This is a genomic window from Deefgea tanakiae, from assembly GCF_019665765.1.
In the GTDB taxonomy this organism is placed as follows: Bacteria; Pseudomonadota; Gammaproteobacteria; order Burkholderiales; family Chitinibacteraceae; genus Deefgea; species Deefgea tanakiae.
In genome coordinates, this window is record NZ_CP081150.1 from 616710 (window position 1) to 635062 (window position 18353).

Sequence of the window (18353 nt, forward strand, 5' to 3'; positions counted from 1 at the left end):
TGAATTTTAACGGAAAAACGCGTGTTGAAACTCGCAAATTTAGTGTGGGTATGTAAAGAATGCTTTATTCAGTGCTAAAAAATGACTGATTTTTGATGTGAGTCGAGCAAGTGCGTGCGAACTACGCTTGTCGTGCTGAGTGAATCCTTGGGTATTGGCACCGATGTTCGTTGATTTTGGCCGTGTATTCAGTCGTTTTTTTGCGTTTAGACTAAATTCAGTTCCATCGTCTCAAGCTGAGTTTCGTGGCGTTCGGCCAAAATTTGCTGCCGTAAATTGAGATAGGATGCCTGATGTTGCTCGGCTGATGCCGGTTCACCAATCGCAGTAAATGCTTTTGCTAAAATGGAATGAATCGATGATTGCAAGTGCAGTGCACCCAATGCGGTGGCGGTAATTAAAGCGGAGTTGAGCTCTGCGACCGCATGAGAAAAATCACCTTTTGCAATGTGGCATTCACCCAGTGTTAATAGTGTATTGGCTTCACTCCATTGATGGATGTGTAGTCGGTTTATTTTGAGTGCGACCATCAAACTCATTTTTGCGCGATCAAGCTCCCCACGCAGTAATTGAATCCGGCCCATATGCATATAAATTTCAGCTTCGTTACGGTAGCTTTGATCGGCACGTACTAGTGGCAGTGCACCTTTGAGTACTGCATAGGCTTCATCCAATTGCCCGCACGCGATTAAATCTGCGGCGATATTAATCAGAATCGCACCTTGTAAATGATAGTCTTCTGAACCTGCAGCGAGGTCTTCCGCTTTGCGATGGTGGGCGAGTGCGGTTTGAAAATGCTCGTGGGCGTAATATAACTGGCCTAGGCCAACATGGGCTTGTACGCGCGTTTCGAGATCGATGGCGCTATCAGGTAGTGTGAGGCAGCGATTCCAGCTGTCTCGTGATAAATGATATGCACCTAGGGTGTATTGTGCTTGGGCATATAAACTATAGGCTTTGCCTTCATACTCACCAATGTTGTGGTGTTGAGCGAGCTGATCTAACTCGGCAAGATAGGCCAAAGCATCTTCATTATTGCCAAAGTTGAAAGTCGCTAAGGCACATATGGAGAGCGCTTTTGCTTCCAGTTTGGGCTGGTTAAAACTACGTGCGTAATCCCTCGCGCCAAAAGCCAAGTTCAGCGCTTCGCCACTTTGGGTGTGGACGAGCTTTTGTGCGCGATTCAGATTTCGCTCAAGTTCAACGAGAGTCATTTTTATGCAATACGGGCTGCCGGAGGCGCAGCATACCACTACTGCGCTTCAGCGCCCCAGCGAGATTAATGCGCTGTGAGTAAAATGGCACGGCAATCTTCTGGCGTGAGGTCGAAATGCTCGCCAAGCTTGACGCGGCCATGTCGCGTTAGCTGTGCTGCTACGCCATCGGCGGCAATTTTCGCATCAATTTGATAGGCGCTAAGGCGGGTTGACAAGCCCATTGCATTGAAAAAATCAGCTGTTTTTTCAATGGCTTGTCGTGCTACCTGTTCATCTTCGCCGCTCAATTGCCAAACTCGGCGTCCGTATTGAGCGAGCTTGGCTTTTTTGCTCTCAAAACGGTAACGCCAGAGTGCAGGCAAAATTATCGCCAAGGTTTGTGCGTGATCGAGTCCGTGCAGCATGGTCAGTTCATGCCCCATGGCGTGCGTCGCCCAGTCTTGTGCTTGACCCAGTCCGACCATGCCATACAGTGCTTGATTCGCTGCCCACATTAGATTGGCACGGGCGTTGTAATCGTTTGGCTCAGCAAGGGTCTGCGCGCCTATTTCGATTAAGGTTTGCAAAATACCTTCGGCAAAACGGTCTTGCAGCAAGGCTTCGCAAGGGTAAGTCAGATATTGCTCAGTGGTGTGAACAAAAGCATCGACGACGCCATTGCCGATTTGCCGTGCAGGCAAACTCATCGTCGATTTGGGGTCTAGGATGGCAAATTGGGGGAAGACTTTGGCGTTTTTGAATGACAATTTGTCATTGGTTTCACGGCGTGAAATCACAGCGGCAAAATTACTTTCCGAGCCGGTCGCGGGTAATGTCAGGACAACGCCAATCGGTAGCGCAGTTTTGATTGGAACACGATTACCAATAATGAGCCAACAATCGCCATCGTGAGGCACGGCAGCGGCAACAAATTTAGCGCCATCAATGACCGAGCCACCGCCAACAGCCAAAATAAAGTCTAAGTTTTGCTCGCGGGCAAACTCAACCGCCCGCATTAGCGTTTCATATTCAGGATTTGGCTCAACGCCTGCAAATGCTTGCCAGTGATGCTGGCTGAGCGCAGCGACGACTTCATCGTACACGCCGTTGTGTTTGATGCTGCCACCACCATACAGTAGTAATACTCGAGCATCGCTAGGAATTAGGGCACTGAGTTTGCTAATTTGTCCTGCGCCAAACTCTATTTGGCATGGATTATGGAAGCTAAAGTTTTGCATGGTTGCTCCATTGGTGCGTCGATTTTGTATTTGATGTCGGATGTATTTGGCTAAAGGATATGTCTATTAATTGATACGGGGCTATACATTGCCTATTTTTTCAATTTCAGTTTCGAGTTGAGCGAGTCGATCAAATAAACTCGGATCAAGTAAGCGATGAAAATGCTCTTGGTAGAGCTTGTGATGGTATTCAGATGCTTTGGTTTGCCCTAGTGTGCTAAATACTTGAGCGAGAAACTGATGAATGATAAAGACCTTGTGACCACAACCCATTTTGACTGCCATTTCTAAAGCTTGGGTAAAGCCGACAAGGGCTTCAGTTAATTGGCCTTCTGAATGTTGAATGCGCGCCTTGACGATATACCAGCTGATTTCGCCCCAAGCCCAAATTCGTACTAAGCGCCTTCCTTGCTCGATGAATTGGTGAGCCACTTCAAATTGGCCGGTCAGCATCGCAATGAGGGTTTTGTATGAATAGATTTCACCAAGGTATTCAAGGTGATTGAGTCGTTGCGTAATTTCTTCGGCCTGATCTAAAACGGCTTGAGCGGTTTCATACTCGGCCAGCTCATATAAATCGGCGGCGATATTTATGAGTAATCGGGCGCGGAGTTCTTCATCCGTCTCTGCACTGAGCCAGCGCTCGGCCGCTTGATGATGGCGTAACGCATCGGTAAATTTGCCGCAGGCATAATAAATTTGACCGATCCCAATGTGGGCATGAATCCTTGTTTCGGCTGAAAACTGTGCATTACCCAAGTTGAGGCAATCAGACCAATAATCAATCGCGGTGATGTATTCGCCGAGCGTGTAATGCGCAACACCAAGATGATGCAATAAATCACCACGTTCGCTTTCAAGATTATGTGCTTCGGCAGTCACTAAGGCTGGAAACAGGACATGACACCCTTCATGAATTTGCCCTAGTGCAAATAGCAAACTCATATGCTGGTGCAGCACTGCGATTTGTAATTGTGGCTCGCAACCTTGAGCCGCCAATTGACTCGCTTCGATCGCATGCGCAATCGCGGCTTGTGGATCGGTATAGGTCAGTGATTTGCTGAAAGCTAATAATTCGCGAATGCGGGCTTCTAGATTATTCATATTGCACCTGCACATATCAAGCAACAAGGATACGCATTGCCGAATAAATGCTCAAACTTTTCTAGTGCTAGATTGATTCAAATTCAATATCAAGTAAGCGAGTTTGACCTCGACAGAGCTGATGTAGTTGCGTGAGCGCTGCTTGATAGTCGCTGGCTTGAATCGATAAGCTCAGTATCACTTCGTGCTCGGTATAGTCGAGTTTGGTAATGTCGCCGCCATGCTGTTGCAAGTAATGCCGCACTTTGTTTTCATCCGCAAACGGCAGTGCCAGTTGGCAGTGTTCATACCGTATTTGCTCTATATATTCGGCGGCCAGAAGCGGGCTGGCAATCGCATCCGTATACGCTCGCGTGAGGCCACCAGCTCCCAGTTTGATACCGCCAAAATAGCGAATTACCACGGCCAGTACGCTGTCCAGATGCTTGTGCTGCAAGACCTGCATCATCGGTCGACCTGCGGTGCCTGATGGCTCGCCATCGTCCGACATGCCCGATTCACCTCCTGCCCGTAGCGCCCAGCAGACATGGCGAGCCTCTGGGTGCTGTTGCTTAAATTCTTGGATCAATAACATCGCTGTCGCGCGGTTGCTCACCGGAATTACATGACCGATAAACCGGCTTTTCTTGATGATAATTTCTGCAGTCACTGCAGTGGCTAAAGTGGTGCTCATCGGGCTATTTTACGCCGTCGCGCCGCCTTGTGTGGATTGCGAACGTAAATCAAGGTCTGGTGGTTTTTGGCTGCGGTCGCTGCAAGCTTGGTGTAGTCTTGGCAGAATGGTTTATTTTTTGGGAGTAGGTCGATGATCAAAAGCATTATTTCCGATATGGACGGCGTGATTTACCGAGGTAAACAATTGATTCCGGGCGCCAATGAGTTTGTGCAAAAACTGTTAGTTGCCAAAATTCCTTTTTTGTTTTTGACCAATAATGCCGAGCAAACGCCGCTGGATTTAAAGTTGAAGGTCGAGAGTTTAGGCATTCATGGTTTAACGGAAGACAACTTCATCACCAGTGCGATGGCAACGGCGATGTTTTTACGGCAACAAAAAGAGCGCGCCAAGGTGTATGTGATTGGTGGCGGCGGCTTGATTAATGAATTGTACAACGTGGGCTTTTCGATTTCTGAATCCAATCCAGATTATGTCGTGGTCGCCAAATCATCGACATTTAGTTTTGAACAACTGAAAAAAGCGGTGCGTTTTATTGATCAAGGCGCAAAATTTATCGGCACTAATCCCGATATGATCGATCCCGTTGAAGGCGGCGGGAATGAGCCTGCAGCGGGGACGATTCTCGCGGCGATTTCAGCGGCGACGGGCAAAAAGCCCTATATCGTTGGTAAACCAAATGCGCTGATGATGATGCTCGCTAGTCGCAAATTGGGCGTTCACCCCGAAGAATGCGTGATGGTCGGTGATCGAATGGATACCGATATTGTTGGCGGTATGGAGGCCGGAATGAAAACGGCGCTGGTGCTGTCGGGCGTATCGACTTTGGCGATGCTCGATGATTTTCCGTATCGGCCTGATTATGTATTTAACCACGTGGGTGAGATTGAGTTTAGCCAGCTCTAAGTGGGTAATGAAGCATCGCTAGGCTCACTGGATGTTTGGGGTGCCACCAAGGGGAGCTTTATCATAAATCGAGTGTATTGCCCTGCAACGCTTTCTAAGTTTAGCTCTCCGCCCAATACACCAGTAATTAGGTTGTAGGTGATGTAAAGTCCAAGACCGCTACCGCCTTGGCCGAGTTTCGTGGTGTAAAACGGGTCAAAAACACGGCGCTGTAATTCACTGGGAATCCCGCAGCCGTTGTCTTCATAAATCAGCGTGACTTTATCTGCACCATCTGGACTGACCGTGAGTGACATTTGTCCTTCTTTTTTATGCTCAAAACCGTGCAGGAGTGAATTGTTGATCAGGTTGGCAATCACTTGCTCAAAGGCGCCGGGAAAGCTGTCCATCATAATGCCGTTGGGAATATTGATCTGTAGTTGGTGCTGCGTGTGGCGCATTTGGCTATGTAACATATTGACGACATCATCGACGGTTTCAAATAAGTCAAAGGTTCGACGACGTGCACTGGTGGTATCAACAGCGACTTGTTTAAAGTCGCTAACTAATTCACTAGCGCGATGCAGATTGCGTTCAATGAGTTGACTGGCGCTGATGCTGGTTGCGACAAAACTTTCTAAAATGGATTTCTTCAGCGTATTGTTTTGTAGATGCATCGACAATTCTTTACTTTCTGCGCTGAGCGTTGTGCTGCAGGTCAGAGCGGCGCCTAGTGGGGTATTAAGTTCATGGGCGATGCCAGCCACCAAACCACCAAGTGCGGCGAGTTTTTCTGATTGCACTAATTTATTCATGGCTTGATGTAAGTCTTGATTGCTTTGTGCAAGCGCTTGGGTGCGCTCCAAAACACGAGCTTCGAGTGCATCATTGGTGTCGAGTAGTTTGGCGTTTAGTACATGAATTTCATTCTGGAAGGCGTGTCGTTCATGATTGGCCAGCGCGCGGCTGGCAATATCGGTCACTTGGCTGGCGTGTTGAATATCATCTGGCAGCCAATTTCTTTGCTCGCCGATGTGCTCAAACATCATAATGTGGCGACCAAAATCACTATGAATGGGGAAGGCGAGCACCGATTGAACACCGTGTTGGTGTAGGTAATGTTCGGTCAAGTCCCATGCATCAGGGTGGTGCAGGGCATCGTGGGCGATTAATGATTTGTGCTGCGATAGCCAATTGAAAAAAATCGGCATGTCGGTTGGCCGTAGTGGCGCTTCGATTTGCGAGCTACTACTGGCTTGATCAAACAGGCAGATGCAGCGTAATTGTTGACTTTGCTCATCGAGTTGCCAAAAGCCGACCCGCGCTACTTCGAGAATTTGGCTGGCTGCTTGGCAGATGATGCTGGGGAAATTTGAAAATTCACCTTCTTCAATAGCGGGATGGTTGGCCAAATCGATAATCATATTACTGACGCTGCTGCGCAACCCTGTTTGTTGTTCAAGTTCTTTGCGCTGATTAGGTTGGCTGCTGGCATTGAGTTTTTGCTGAAATTCAAATCCTGCTTTGAGCTCGGCTAATGCAAGCGGTAAGTTGAACATCCGCTCGGCGTAGCTGGCTGCCGCAATATGCTGGCGCATCAAAATATGTGAAAAATCATTTTGGATCGAAATATCTTGGCCATGGTGCAGGGTTTCAATGGCTTTGAGCCAATCTTGCCGTAGCGCGTAAATCTCCGCCATTGCATTGAAGATATTGGCTTCTCCCCAGCGATAATTGACTTTCCGGGCAAAGAGTAGTGCTTGCTCTAGCTGAGACATTGCTTGATCGAGTTCGCCTTGTTGGATGGCGACTTCGGACAAGCGGAAATAGGATTCAGCAGTGTAATCATGGTAATTGTGTTGTAGGCAGATTGTTAATGCGCGATTTAGTGCCTTCGTTGCCTCAGTGCTTCGGCCACATTTTTGTAGGTTAACGCCAAGATTAATTTGAATTTTGGCATCTAAATAGGGGTCGTTGACTTCATTGCTTCGTTCAGCAGCGGCCTGATGAAAAATAACGGCCGTTTCTGGGTCACCCAAAGCATCATAAATTTGCCCTAGCCCGACTTTGGCTAACATCCAGATGGTTGGCTCGGAATCAGCTAATTCTGATAGTTCAATGCAGCGCAGCCAGTTTTGTAATGCGGTGCGATAGTCACCGACGCTGTAGTGTGAGCGGGCAATTTGCTCATGGATGCGTGCTTCTAATGGGAAATTGTGAATGGCTTGGGCTTGTTGAATGGCCTCGTAAAGTAGATTGCGAGCCTCTAGTGCCTTGCCTTCATGATCCATGATTTTGCCGTAGAGTTCGGCTGCATAGATTTGGCTGAGTGGATCGCGCTGCTCGCGTGCCTGTTGGATTAGCACTTCACACTCGGCGCGCGCTTGCGCAGGGGTGTGATGCCAGCAGCGTTCTATACGGGCGATTTCCTGCGAAAAACTAGTAGATTCAATCAAATCGGGCATGATGAGTTACCGAGTCAGCATTATTTAGATTGGCACAAATTGAAAAATTATCAGTTTTTATCGAAACAAATTCGCATAGCAGAACCTAAGTAGGACTAGGGTGCAAGTAGCGGAAGTTTGATGTTAAATCGAGTGTATTGATCTACTTCGCTTTCTAGCTTTAGCTCACCACCCAATACCCCAGTGATGATGTTGTAAGTAATGTACATACCAAGGCCGCTGCCGCCTTGTCCGAGTTTGGTGGTGTAAAAAGGCTCAAATACTTTTTTGTGCAGCGCTGGTTTGATGCCGCAGCCATTGTCTTCATAGCAAAATTCAATGGTGTTGCCTTCGTAGAGAAGGGCTGAAATTCTGATTTTTCCTGCGCTAAGCAATTCAAAACCATGCAACAGAGAATTGTTAATCAAATTGGCGAGCACTTGCTCGAAAGGGCCTGGATAGCTGTCGAGTTGAATTGCGCTGGGTATGTCTATGATGATTTGATGCTGGGAGTGGCGAATTTGGCTATTGAACATCTTGACGACGTCATTCACCGTCGCAAGTAAATTAAATTTTCGCCGACGCGAGCTAGTCGTGTCGACAGCGACTTGCTTAAAGTCACAGACCAGTTCGATGGCACGGTTTAGATTGCGTTCAATCAGTTGGCTCGCATCAATCAGTGTGCTGCCAAAATTTTCTAGGCTGGATTTCTTTAGGGTATTGCTGTTTAACATCTGGATCAGTTCGCGACTTTCAGCGCTGAGTGTGGTGCTGCAAGTGAGGGCGGCACCCAGTGGCGTATTGAGTTCATGCGCAATCCCTGCAACAAGGCTACCTAAAGCGGCGAGCTTTTCCGATTGGACTAATTTTTCCATTGCCATTTCTAGCGTTTGTGTCCGTTCGGCTACGCGTGTTTCCAGTGCTTCATTGGCTTCGGTAAGACGAGCATTCAGGAGATGAATCTCACTTTGAAAGTGATGCCGTTCATGGTTAGCAAAAGCACGGCTAGTGATATCGGCTAGTTGGCTGGCGTGTTGAATTTCATCGGGTAGCCAATTTCTTTGTTCTCCAACGTGCTCAAACATCAAAACAAATTGTTCTGCGCCACTTAAAATTGGAAAGGCAAGGATAGAAAGAACACCGCGTGGTTTCAAATAGTGTTCGGCCAAGTCCCACGCATCGGGATGGTGGAGCGCATCGTGGGCAATGAGCGATTTATGTTCATTCAGCCAATTGAAAAAAGCCGCTAGTTGAGATTCTTCTAGTGCAGTTTCCTTGATAGATTCATTACCAGAGTAGGTGGTGATGGGGACTAAACGATGCCCTTGTCTTTGCCAAAGGATCACTCGCTTAAGCGATAAAATCTGCGCTGCCGCTTGGCAGATCACATCAGGAAATTGGTCGATTTTCCCTTTTTCAATGACTGGGTGATTGGCTAAATCAAGCAGTAGATGGCTGGCGTTGGGTCTTAAACCGGTTTTTTGTTCCAACTCGTGGTATTGGTCGGGCTGGGCGGCGGTGTTGATTTGCTCTTGTAATTTAAAACCGGCTTTAAATTCGGCTAAGGCCTGCGTGGGCTGTTGTAGTTGTTCGGCATAATCCGCAGCGGCAAAATGCTGGCGCATCAATACATGCGAAAAATCATTGCGGCGAGCAACGGCTTGGCCTTGCCGAATGATAAAGATGGCGTGTTCCCAGTTCGATTGCAGAGCATGGGTTTCGGCAATCGCAGAATAGATATTGGCTTCACTCCAGCGATGCTCGGCTTTCAGTGAGTAATCTAAGGCACGCTCTAAAAGGGACTGTGCCGTATCGAGTTCGCCTTCTTGAATTAAGATTTCCGCCAGTCGATATTTCGATTCTGCCGTGTAATCATAATAATTTTCGCGCATACAAATCGCGAGGGCGGCATAGAGCGCTTGTTTTGCCTCCAAATTGTGTTGGCATTTAAAGAGCGCCACACCCAGATTGATTTTAATTTTTGCGTCAAGATAAGGGTCGTTCACCTCATCAATTCTTTGTGCTGCGGTTTCAAAAAAAGTAACCGCAGTCGCTGGGTCATTGAGTGCGTCGTAAATGTGCCCAATGCCAATTTTGGCCAGAATCCAGGTGGTCGGTTCAGCGTTGGCGAGTTCTGCTAGCTCGACACTGCGCAACCAATGATTGAGCGCGGTGCGATAGTCAGCTGCAGTGTAGTAAGAGCGAGCGATTTGTTCATGTACGCGCGCTTCGAGCGGGAAGTTGTGCAGTGCTTGCGCTTGCTGCACGGCTTCATAGAGTAAGTTACGTGCAGCAACCGCTTGGCCCTTGTTATTCATAATCAGGCCGTACAACTCGGTGGCGAAAATTTGGCTGAGTGGCTCGCGTTCTTCACGAGCACGGTCGATCATGGCTTCACAGGCTGCTGCTGCGGCATCGGGGTTTTCTGACCACGTCGCTTCGATGTGAGCGAGTTGTGTGGCAAATTCAGCGGGGATCAGGCTAACGTCAGTCATGGTCGATTATTGGCAGGCACATGCATCAGAATGGCACAGAAAATCGATTTTTGATGCTGTTTTATCGCGATAAACGCTGAAAAGGGGACTCGCCCCTTTTCTGATATCCCTTCGTTTTTGATTAAGTTTTATGGCGCGAAGACTGCATATTGCCGGGTTTTAAGCGGCGCAGCGCTTGACCTTCGGCATTAAAGACGTGAAACGCATTGCTAGGCGCACTGATCGTAATCGGTGTACCCAGTTTGACTTCACGCTCACCATCACCGCGCACAACAATATCGCTGCCATTATTGAGCGTGAGGTAAAGATAATTAGCTTCACCTAAGTGTTCGACTAAATTGACGACGCCACTTAAGGGTATTCCGCTGTAGCTATCTTCAACTAAGTGCTCTGCGCGTATACCTACTGTTACTTCGTCACCTACTTTGGCTGTTTTGTTTGCAACTAAGGCTTCAATCATGGTGCCACCAGAAATTGCAATCGACAGACCTTCTGGCAAAATCGCTTGCACGACGCCTTTGAGCAAATTCATTTTGGGTGAGCCGATAAAACCCGCCACAAACAAATTGGCTGGTTGTTGGTAGAGTTCAAGCGGTGTTCCGGCTTGCTGAATATGACCGCCTTCCATGACGACGATTTTATCGCCGAGTGTCATCGCTTCGATTTGGTCGTGCGTTACATACACCATCGTTGCGTTTAAATCGCGGTGCAATTTGGCGATTTCAAGGCGGGTTTGTACGCGCAATGCGGCGTCGAGATTGGAGAGTGGTTCATCAAACAAGAACAGTTTCGGTTCACGCACAATCGCGCGACCAATCGCCACGCGCTGGCGTTGACCACCAGAGAGCTCACGTGGCAGACGTTCTAATAAATGATCAATCTTAAGAATCTTGGCGGCATTTTTAATGCGAACATCGATTTGCGCTTTGTTTTCGCCGGCGATTTTCAGGCCAAACGCCATATTTTTATACACGCTCATGTGCGGGTACAGCGCATAGCTTTGGAACACCATCGCGATGCCGCGATCAGCGGGTGATAGATCATTTACCACGGTATCGCCAATCGACAATTCGCCGCCAGTAATCGCCTCCAAGCCGCAAATCATCCGCAACAGCGTTGATTTACCGCAGCCGGATGGGCCAACCAAAACGACGAATTCGCCGTGTTGAATATCTAAATTAATGCTATCCAATACTTTGGCTTTGCCATCGTATGATTTGGACAAATTATTGAGGCAAACATTAGCCATGATCAATTCCTTGTTAATCTGGCATTGCATTGGGTATGTCAATGCCAGTATTTAATCTATTGGTTTAGGTGTAAATACCTATTATTTAACTGCGCCTGAAGTCAGGCCGCGAATCAGTTGGCGCGAGAAGAAGGTGTACAAAATCAACACCGGAATCACGGCCAAGCTCAAGCTGGCCAGCACGGCATTCCAGTCGGTCACGTATTGACCAATAAATTGCTGTACGCCCAAGGTGACGGTTTGAGTTTCTTCGCCTGGCGCTAAAATCAGCGGGAACCACAAATCGTTCCACACTGGAATCATCGTAAACACGGCGACGGTGGCAACGGCAGGGCGAATGAGCGGCAAGATCACTTGAAAGAAAATCTTGAATTCGCCGACGCCATCACAGCGCGCTGCTTCTTTGAGTTCCTTCGGAATCTGCGCGATAAATTCGCTCAAAATCATCACCGCCAACGGCAAGCCTTGCGCGGTGTAGACCAGAATCAGCGCGGTGAGCGTGTTGATGAGATTGAGCTGAACAATCAACTCCAAAATCGACACCGTGCCCAAACGAATCGGCACCATGATCCCGATCATCATGTAGATGGCGAGGATTCGGTTACCACGGAATTTGTATTCCGACAGCGCCCAAGCCGCCATTGCGCCAAAGAGCAAAATCAAGGCCAATGAGACCAGCGTGACGGTGAGGCTATTGCCGAAATACAGCATGAAATGCGATTTGGCGATGACGCGCTCAAAGCCGCCGATAAAGAAGGTTTCAGCGGTCGGAAAAGCCAGCGGATTATCAAAAATCGCCGCTTTGGTTTTGAATGAGTTAATTAAAATTAAAACAATCGGAAACAAGGCCAGTAGCGTGTAACCGCCGAGCATGAAATGCACGCCAGCAGCGGAGAGTGGTTTGGTGACTTTTTTCATCATCAATCCCCTTTAAAGTTCGTAACGAGTCAGCTTGCGCTGAACGAAGTAAAAGTAAGCACCCACGCCGCATAAAATAACGAGGAACATCAACGTCGCCACTGCCGCGCCCATCGTTGGGCTGCCGATTTGGCTTTGGTAGCCAAAGAAGGTGCGGTAAAACAGCGTGCCTAAAATATCGGTACTGTAGTTCGGGCCTGCGATCGCGCCTTTCACTGAGTAAATCAAATCAAACGCATTAAAGTTGCCGACATAAGTCAGAATCGTCACCAAGCCTAGTGTTGGCAAAATCAGTGGGAGTTTGATTTCCCAGAAAATACGCCAGCTTGATGCGCCTTCAACATAGGCCGCCTCGATGATGTCTTCTGGGACTGCGAGTAGTGCGGCGTAAATCAGCATCATCGGAATGCCGACGAATTGCCAAACTGAGATTAAAGCGAGGGTAATTAGTGCTGAGCCTTCTTCACCAAGCCATGGAGAGAAATACTCCTCTAGACCGACTTTCGCCATCAGGCCTTCTGATACGCCCCACAGTGGCGATAAAATCAGTTGCCAAATAAAGCCAATAATCACGACCGACAGCAGTGTTGGTAGGAAAATAAAAGTGCGATATTGCCGCGCAAATTTAAGCCCTTTGAGCGATAAAAAGGTCGCCAAGATCAACCCAATTGGGTTTTGCACCAAAAGGTGGATTAAGAAAAATTTAAAGTTATTAGCCATCGCATTCCAAAACGAAGTGGACCAAGCCGGATCGGTCAGGATGGTGAGGTAATTACTGAGTCCAACAAAACTGTGCTGGCCTGCATCGTTGCTGGTATAAAACCCGAGACGCAAAGTATCAATTAACGGTAATGCACTAAAGACTGAATAAATCAGCACTGCAGGCGCAAGAAATAAGACGATATGCCAAGGTAGGCGTTTCATCATCAAAGCTCCAAGTAAAAGGGGGCCGTAGCGGGCTGAGGTAAAAAAACCGGCGGCAAGCCGCCGGTTAAGCTCACCAAGGTGAGTGGAGGGAGAACTTATTTAGCTGCGTTGGCGCGTGATTTTTCAAAGCCAGCTTGAATTTGCGCTGCAGCATCTTTTGGCGTCATTTTGCCGTTCAATACTTGCGAGCTCACATTCCACAATGCGTTTTCCATTGCGGGTTCGCCACGGTTCAAGATTTGTGCATTCAAGCGGATGGTTGATTTGCACGTTTTGCGCCAATCGAGCATTTGCTTAGCCACTGGGTCTTGGACTGAAATCAAATGATTTGAGAGCGAGAAAAAGCCAGTGACTTTATTGGTATAAAGATCGGCAAATTCTTGTGAACCGAGCCAAGCCAAGAATTTGTAGGCTTCCGCTTTGTTTTTGGCTTTTGGATTCACGCCCATACCGATGTCAGTGTGGTCAGAGATGTAGCATTGGTCGCCGGATTTAGCCACTGGTGGTGGGAATGCACCGAAGTCCATGCCTTCTTTATTAAAGTAGCCAATATCCCAACTACCCGCTGGATATACACCGGCTTTGCCCATCGCGAACATATTTTGGCTGTCGGCGTAGGTTTGTGCCGATGCGCCTTTGCCCATCAACGGCGTCCATTTGCTCATTTGTGTCCAGGCGGCAACAAATTGTGGATCAGTAAATTTGGCTTTGCCCGCGATTAAAGCTTTACGGCCTTCTTCGCCTTTCCAGTCATTAGGACCGATATTGGTAAAGACAGTTTGATTAGATTCCCATTGATCCGCAGTACCTAAAGCGATTGGCGTTTTGCCTGCCGCTTTGATTTTTTCCATCGCGGCATAGAATTCAGGCTGAGTTTTTGGAACTTGAATGCCTAGCTCTTTAAACATTTTTTTGTTGTAGAAAAAGCCATGGATCACTGAAGCCATTGGCATGCAGAAGGCGGTTTTGCCATCATCCGTTTGCCATGCCACTTTGGCCGAAGCAGGGAAGTGTTCCATGCCTGCTTTGCCATCGAGTTTTTCGAGATGGCCTTTTTTGAATAGATTGAGTGATACATCGAATGGGCGGCAAGTAATCAAATCACCTGCGGTGCCGCCAGTGAGGCGAGCGGTCAAGCTTGAGTCGTATTCAGTTGGCGCGGTTGGGGAAAATTTAATTTGAATGCCTGGATTCTTTTTTTGGAATGCAGGAATCAAAACTTCTTCCCAAAGCGTTTTATCATCAACGCGCCATGATTCAATGGTCACGGTGCCAGCTGAAGCGGTGCCTGCTGCAAGTAGCGAGGCAAGTAATAGATGACGTGCTTTTAAAACAGTATGCATTTCGATATATCCTCAAGTGAATGTGCTTGCTATGCCGTGATCTGCGTCTCGGTGCAATTAAATTATCACCGCTGTATGTGTGACACTAGCGACTACAAAAACAGCCCTGTTTTTGGCATATGTTGTTGAATTTATTGAGCTACATCAATTTTTTATAGGCTTGGGCTGTTACAAATATTCACGGGCTGGGGCTCAAAAATTCGCTGCAATCGCTATTTAATAAAGCGTATGCTGTGTAACGCCCTAATTGGGGCAATTTGTAGTACGCGATAAAATGAAATGATTTATTACAATTTCCGATGCATGCTTACGATATAGTCGAGATAATTCATGGAGAATTGCGACAGGTGTTTGAATCAAAAGTAAAAAATCTACAATACTCGACGATAGGGCTGATTCTGTTGCTGTTTTCAGCGACACTACATGCCAGTGAATCGCTGGATGTGTTGCACTGGTGGACGTCGCTCAGTGAGCGGCGCGCGGCTGATTTTTTGCGAATTAAATTAGCCGAAGAAAATATCGAGTGGCGCGATGCGGCGATTCCTGGTGGAGCCGGTTTGGGCGCGATGAAAGTACTGAAAAGCCGCGTTTTATCGGGCAATCCGCCGTCGGTAGCGCAATTGATTGGCCCAGCTGTTAGTGAATGGGCGGAATTGGGTTTGATTTTGGAGTTAGACAATGCTGCAGGGCGCTGGCAAAGCCAGATGTTCCCGACGATTTGGCAATTGGTGACGCATCGCCAGCACACCGTGGCGGTGCCTTTAGGCATTCACCGAATTAATACGCTGTTTTATAACAAAAAGCTGTTTGATCGTTTGGGCTTAAAGCCACCGCATAATTTTTTGGAATTTAAGCGGGTCGCTTTGCAATTGCAGGCGGTTGGTATTACGCCCTTGGCGCAAAGCAATGAAGCATGGCAGGTGGCGACTTTATTTGAAACGCTGGTGCTGGCCGAATCGGATGTGAAATTTTATCGAGAACTGTTTGTGACCCGAAATCCGCAAGCGTATTTAGACCCAAAATTTGGGCAAGCTTTAACTCGCTTGCGGCAATTACGCAGCTATACGGCTAAATCAGGTCCTGATTTGCCATGGACTGATGTGTCACGGCAATTTGCCAGTGGCCATGCAGCGATGGTGGTGATGGGCGATTGGATGAAGGGTGAATTAATGGCACAAGGGCTGAGTGTCGATGTCGACTTTGCTTGTGTGGCCGTACCCAATACCGACAACACGCATTTATATAGTGTCGATACGATGGTGATGTTTGCGGGTGATTACAGCAAGCAATTCAACCAAGAGCGCTTTGCGCAAATTATTGTCTCGCCAGCCGTGCAGTTAGGCTACAGCAAACTCAAAGGCTCAGTGCCGGTGCGCAAAGACATCGACATCGCTAGTTTAGATAGTTGTGGTAAAAATTCTTGGCGTGCCTTTGGGAGAGGTACGGCTTACCAAGCGCCGAGTTTGGTGCATCGTATGGCGGCAGACGATACGTTTAAAGACGCGATGGTGAAACAGATTCAAGCATTTTATTTAGATGAAAAAATTTCAGTAGCTGAAACACAGCAACGCTTGGCGGCGATGGTGCGCGCATTGAATCGGAAAGAGGATTAATGGAATGAACCGCAAGATTTTAATTGTTGATGATGACTTAAAAACGCGTACTTTGCTCAAGGCGTATTTGGAACGCAATCAATATGATGTGCGTCTGGCCCCCGATGGCGAAACCTTTTTGAGCGAATTTGAGCGTTATAAAGACGAACTCAGTTTGGTGATTTTAGACGTCATGTTGCCCGATACCGATGGCTTTGCGCTGTGTCAAACGGTTCGTAAAAATAGCAATGTGCCGATTGTGATGTTGACAGCCAGCTCGGATGAGACAGATCGAATTGTGGGGCTCGAATTGGGCGCCGATGATTACATTGCCAAACCCTACAATCCACGAGAGTTGCTGGCGCGGATTAAAGCGATTCATCGTCGCACGGGTATCGAAGGCCCTACGACGGGCGGTCGTTATTATCGATTTGTCGGCTTTACTTTAGATACCGTAGAGCGGGTGTTGATTTCGCCCGACGGTGAAGTGGTTAAATTGACGGGACTTGATTTCCAATTATTAAAAATGTTTTTGGAGCATCCGGGACAAATCTTGGATCGCAGCCAATTGGCCGAAGAAACGCGTGGCCGCGATGCAGGTCCACTCGATCGCTCCTTAGATGTGCAAGTCAGCCGCCTTCGTCAGCGTTTGGAAGACGACGGCAAACATCCAAACTTGATCAAAACCGTGCGTGGCGCGGGTTATGTATTGTCAGCCGAGGTAACGATTAGTCATGTTTAATGCGGCATGGCAGTGGATTCGCTCCCTAGGCCAACGTGCGCGTGTGATGAGCACACCGCATTGGTTAGAGCGCATCCTGCCGTCGCGTTTATTGTCGCGGCTTTTGTGGGTGATGACGATTGGTGTTTTGACTTCGCAGTTGATTGGCAATGCCATTTGGGCGAATTATCTACAAAATAAGTCGGAGCAAGAAGTCTCGGCTGCGGCCGATCATATCGCACGTGGTGCGGCGAGTGCGGTGCAGTTTTTCCAAAGTTTGCCACCGAATTATCGGCCCTTAGTCATTCAGCAATTGCGTGAAATGGGCGGCACGCGTTTCTTTGTGAATGTGAATGACAGCCCAATTGAGGTAAAGAGTATCTTATCCAACCCATTGCCAGAAAAGGTGGTGAAGGTAATACGTCATGTTTTCGAGCAAGAGTTACCGCGTTTGGGTGATGTAAAGATTAACTTTGCTTGGCCTAATGAGTTGGCGGTCGCCAGTGATGGCATGACGGTGGCGCAACTACCCGATCACTGGGTCAAAAATACCTTATTGATGGAGCCGCGCCCAGCACCCGTATTGGTGATTCAAACCGAAATCGAACCCGGGCACTGGTTGTATTTGGCCACGTTGATGCCAGATCCTTATTTTCTCGATAACAGTAATCCAATGCCACCTGAGCGCTGGCTGTTGCAATTTGCCACTTTGATTACGGTACTGCTGTTGAGTTGGGTGGTGGTGCGATGGATTACCCGACCGCTAGCCGCGCTATCCGAAGCCGCCGAGGCGTTTGGCAAGGGTGAATCGCCGCATTTACCCGCCGAAGGCAGTGAAGAGTTTATCCGCACCGCACATGCGTTCGGCGCGATGCGCGAACGGATTCAGCGCTATTTAGAAGATCGCGAAAAGCTATTTACTGCGATTTCACACGATTTACGCACCCCCATTACGCGCTTAAAGCTACGCACCGAAATGCTCGATGATGAAGATTTGCGGGTTGAGTTTCATGAAGACCTTGATGAACTCGATATGATGGTCAAAGGTGCGTTGCAAAGCGTGAAAGACAGTGACATCCATGAGAATCGGACTCGGATCCGGCTTGATGCGATGTTAGGCCGTATGGTGAAAGACGCTCGTATGGCGGGGCACGAAATTGCCTATAGCCGCTGTGGTTTGTGGGTGATGGCCAAGCCCTTAGCCTTGAAGCGGGCGCTGAGTAATTTGATTGATAACGCTTTGTTTTACGGTAAAAAAGTCGAGATCTCGGTACTTGAAGGCGTTGGTAAAGTCGTGATTATTGTGCGCGATCACGGGCCTGGTGTTCCCGAGGAGGCGCTGTCGACCTTGTTTGATCCTTATGTACGACTTGAGCATGGCCGGCATAGCAATAGTCATGGTCACGGTTTGGGATTAGGCATTGCTCGTAATATTATTCAAGCGCATGGCGGTGTGCTCGATTTGAGTAATCATCCTGATGGCGGTTTACAAGCGATGATTACGCTACCGCAAGATTGAGTTTGCGCCGCATGTTAGCAAAATCCTCTAGCTCTTTGTGGTGCTACAT

Annotated in this window: 14 protein-coding genes; 4 read left to right on the plus strand and 10 right to left on the minus strand. The window is 48.0% G+C overall.

Going from position 1 to position 18353, the window contains the following annotated elements; translation table 11 throughout:
* Nucleotides 1-206 precede the first annotated feature (206 nt).
* The 4 genes from K4H28_RS02925 to K4H28_RS02940 form a co-directional block, all read right to left on the minus strand.
* Nucleotides 207-1214, minus strand: a complete 1008-nt coding sequence (locus K4H28_RS02925) for a tetratricopeptide repeat protein (protein WP_221006915.1) — start codon at nt 1212-1214, stop codon at nt 207-209.
* A 65-nt stretch (nt 1215-1279) separates the two neighbouring features.
* Entirely contained in the window at nt 1280-2434 is a 1155-nt protein-coding gene (locus tag K4H28_RS02930; RefSeq protein WP_221006917.1) for an iron-containing alcohol dehydrogenase, read from the minus strand.
* Between the two features lie 81 nt (nt 2435-2515).
* Complete coding sequence (locus K4H28_RS02935) at nt 2516-3538, minus strand: tetratricopeptide repeat protein (RefSeq protein ID WP_221006918.1); 1023 nt, start codon at nt 3536-3538, stop codon at nt 2516-2518.
* Between the two features lie 67 nt (nt 3539-3605).
* Entirely contained in the window at nt 3606-4211 is a 606-nt protein-coding gene (locus tag K4H28_RS02940; RefSeq protein WP_221006920.1) for an IMPACT family protein, read from the minus strand.
* A 132-nt stretch (nt 4212-4343) separates the two neighbouring features.
* Here K4H28_RS02940 and K4H28_RS02945 point away from each other — a divergent pair, with 132 nt between their 5' ends.
* Nucleotides 4344-5117: an HAD-IIA family hydrolase gene (locus K4H28_RS02945; protein WP_255573600.1), complete on the plus strand. Its 774-nt coding sequence runs from the start codon at nt 4344-4346 to the stop codon at nt 5115-5117.
* Here K4H28_RS02945 and K4H28_RS02950 read toward each other — a convergent pair.
* From K4H28_RS02950 to K4H28_RS02975, 6 genes are all read right to left on the minus strand, one after another.
* The gene (locus tag K4H28_RS02950; protein WP_221006923.1) at nt 5114-7561 is read right to left on the minus strand and encodes an ATP-binding protein; all 2448 of its coding nucleotides are present in this window, start codon (nt 7559-7561) and stop codon (nt 5114-5116) included. The two genes, K4H28_RS02945 and K4H28_RS02950, sit on opposite strands and share 4 nt — an antisense overlap.
* Before the next feature lie 95 nt (nt 7562-7656).
* A complete protein-coding gene (locus K4H28_RS02955; RefSeq protein ID WP_221006925.1) occupies nt 7657-10035 on the minus strand; it encodes an ATP-binding protein in 2379 nt (792 codons plus the stop codon).
* A gap of 121 nt (nt 10036-10156) precedes the next feature.
* Nucleotides 10157-11284 carry an ABC transporter ATP-binding protein gene (locus K4H28_RS02960; RefSeq protein ID WP_221006926.1) on the minus strand — a complete coding sequence of 376 codons (1128 nt, stop codon included), beginning with the start codon at nt 11282-11284 and terminating at the stop codon, nt 10157-10159.
* A gap of 81 nt (nt 11285-11365) precedes the next feature.
* Nucleotides 11366-12205: a carbohydrate ABC transporter permease gene (locus K4H28_RS02965; RefSeq protein WP_221006927.1), complete on the minus strand. Its 840-nt coding sequence runs from the start codon at nt 12203-12205 to the stop codon at nt 11366-11368.
* Between the two features lie 9 nt (nt 12206-12214).
* Nucleotides 12215-13129: a carbohydrate ABC transporter permease gene (locus K4H28_RS02970; RefSeq protein WP_221006928.1), complete on the minus strand. Its 915-nt coding sequence runs from the start codon at nt 13127-13129 to the stop codon at nt 12215-12217.
* Nucleotides 13130-13224: 95 nt separating this feature from the next.
* Complete coding sequence (locus K4H28_RS02975) at nt 13225-14472, minus strand: ABC transporter substrate-binding protein (protein ID WP_221006929.1); 1248 nt, start codon at nt 14470-14472, stop codon at nt 13225-13227.
* A 347-nt stretch (nt 14473-14819) separates the two neighbouring features.
* On the opposite strand from K4H28_RS02975, the gene K4H28_RS02980 reads away from it, so the two are divergent.
* The 3 genes from K4H28_RS02980 to K4H28_RS02990 are packed head-to-tail and all read left to right on the plus strand — an operon-like array spanning nt 14820 to nt 18304.
* A complete protein-coding gene (locus K4H28_RS02980) occupies nt 14820-16085 on the plus strand; it encodes an ABC transporter substrate-binding protein (protein WP_255573601.1) in 1266 nt (421 codons plus the stop codon).
* Between the two features lie 4 nt (nt 16086-16089).
* Nucleotides 16090-16806: a response regulator gene (locus K4H28_RS02985; protein ID WP_308443472.1), complete on the plus strand. Its 717-nt coding sequence runs from the start codon at nt 16090-16092 to the stop codon at nt 16804-16806.
* Nucleotides 16799-18304: an ATP-binding protein gene (locus K4H28_RS02990; protein WP_255573602.1), complete on the plus strand. Its 1506-nt coding sequence runs from the start codon at nt 16799-16801 to the stop codon at nt 18302-18304. The genes K4H28_RS02985 and K4H28_RS02990 overlap by 8 nt, the downstream gene beginning before the upstream one ends.
* The last annotated feature ends 49 nt before the right edge of the window (nt 18305-18353 follow it).

Bases quoted from the DNA above. Each gene is read 5' to 3' on its own strand.
- K4H28_RS02925 (WP_221006915.1), bottom strand. From the start codon at position 1,214: ATGACTCTCGTTGAACTTGAGCGAAATCTGAATCGCGCACAAAAGCTC.
- K4H28_RS02930 (WP_221006917.1), bottom strand. From the start codon at position 2,434: ATGCAAAACTTTAGCTTCCATAATCCATGCCAAATAGAGTTTGGCGCA.
- K4H28_RS02935 (WP_221006918.1), bottom strand. From the start codon at position 3,538: ATGAATAATCTAGAAGCCCGCATTCGCGAATTATTAGCTTTCAGCAAA.
- K4H28_RS02940 (WP_221006920.1), bottom strand. From the start codon at position 4,211: ATGAGCACCACTTTAGCCACTGCAGTGACTGCAGAAATTATCATCAAG.
- K4H28_RS02945 (WP_255573600.1), top strand. From the start codon at position 4,344: ATGATCAAAAGCATTATTTCCGATATGGACGGCGTGATTTACCGAGGT.
- K4H28_RS02950 (WP_221006923.1), bottom strand. From the start codon at position 7,561: ATGCCCGATTTGATTGAATCTACTAGTTTTTCGCAGGAAATCGCCCGT.
- K4H28_RS02955 (WP_221006925.1), bottom strand. From the start codon at position 10,035: ATGACTGACGTTAGCCTGATCCCCGCTGAATTTGCCACACAACTCGCT.
- K4H28_RS02960 (WP_221006926.1), bottom strand. From the start codon at position 11,284: ATGGCTAATGTTTGCCTCAATAATTTGTCCAAATCATACGATGGCAAA.
- K4H28_RS02965 (WP_221006927.1), bottom strand. From the start codon at position 12,205: ATGATGAAAAAAGTCACCAAACCACTCTCCGCTGCTGGCGTGCATTTC.
- K4H28_RS02970 (WP_221006928.1), bottom strand. From the start codon at position 13,129: ATGATGAAACGCCTACCTTGGCATATCGTCTTATTTCTTGCGCCTGCA.
- K4H28_RS02975 (WP_221006929.1), bottom strand. From the start codon at position 14,472: ATGCATACTGTTTTAAAAGCACGTCATCTATTACTTGCCTCGCTACTT.
- K4H28_RS02985 (WP_308443472.1), top strand. From the start codon at position 16,090: ATGAACCGCAAGATTTTAATTGTTGATGATGACTTAAAAACGCGTACT.
- K4H28_RS02990 (WP_255573602.1), top strand. From the start codon at position 16,799: ATGTTTAATGCGGCATGGCAGTGGATTCGCTCCCTAGGCCAACGTGCG.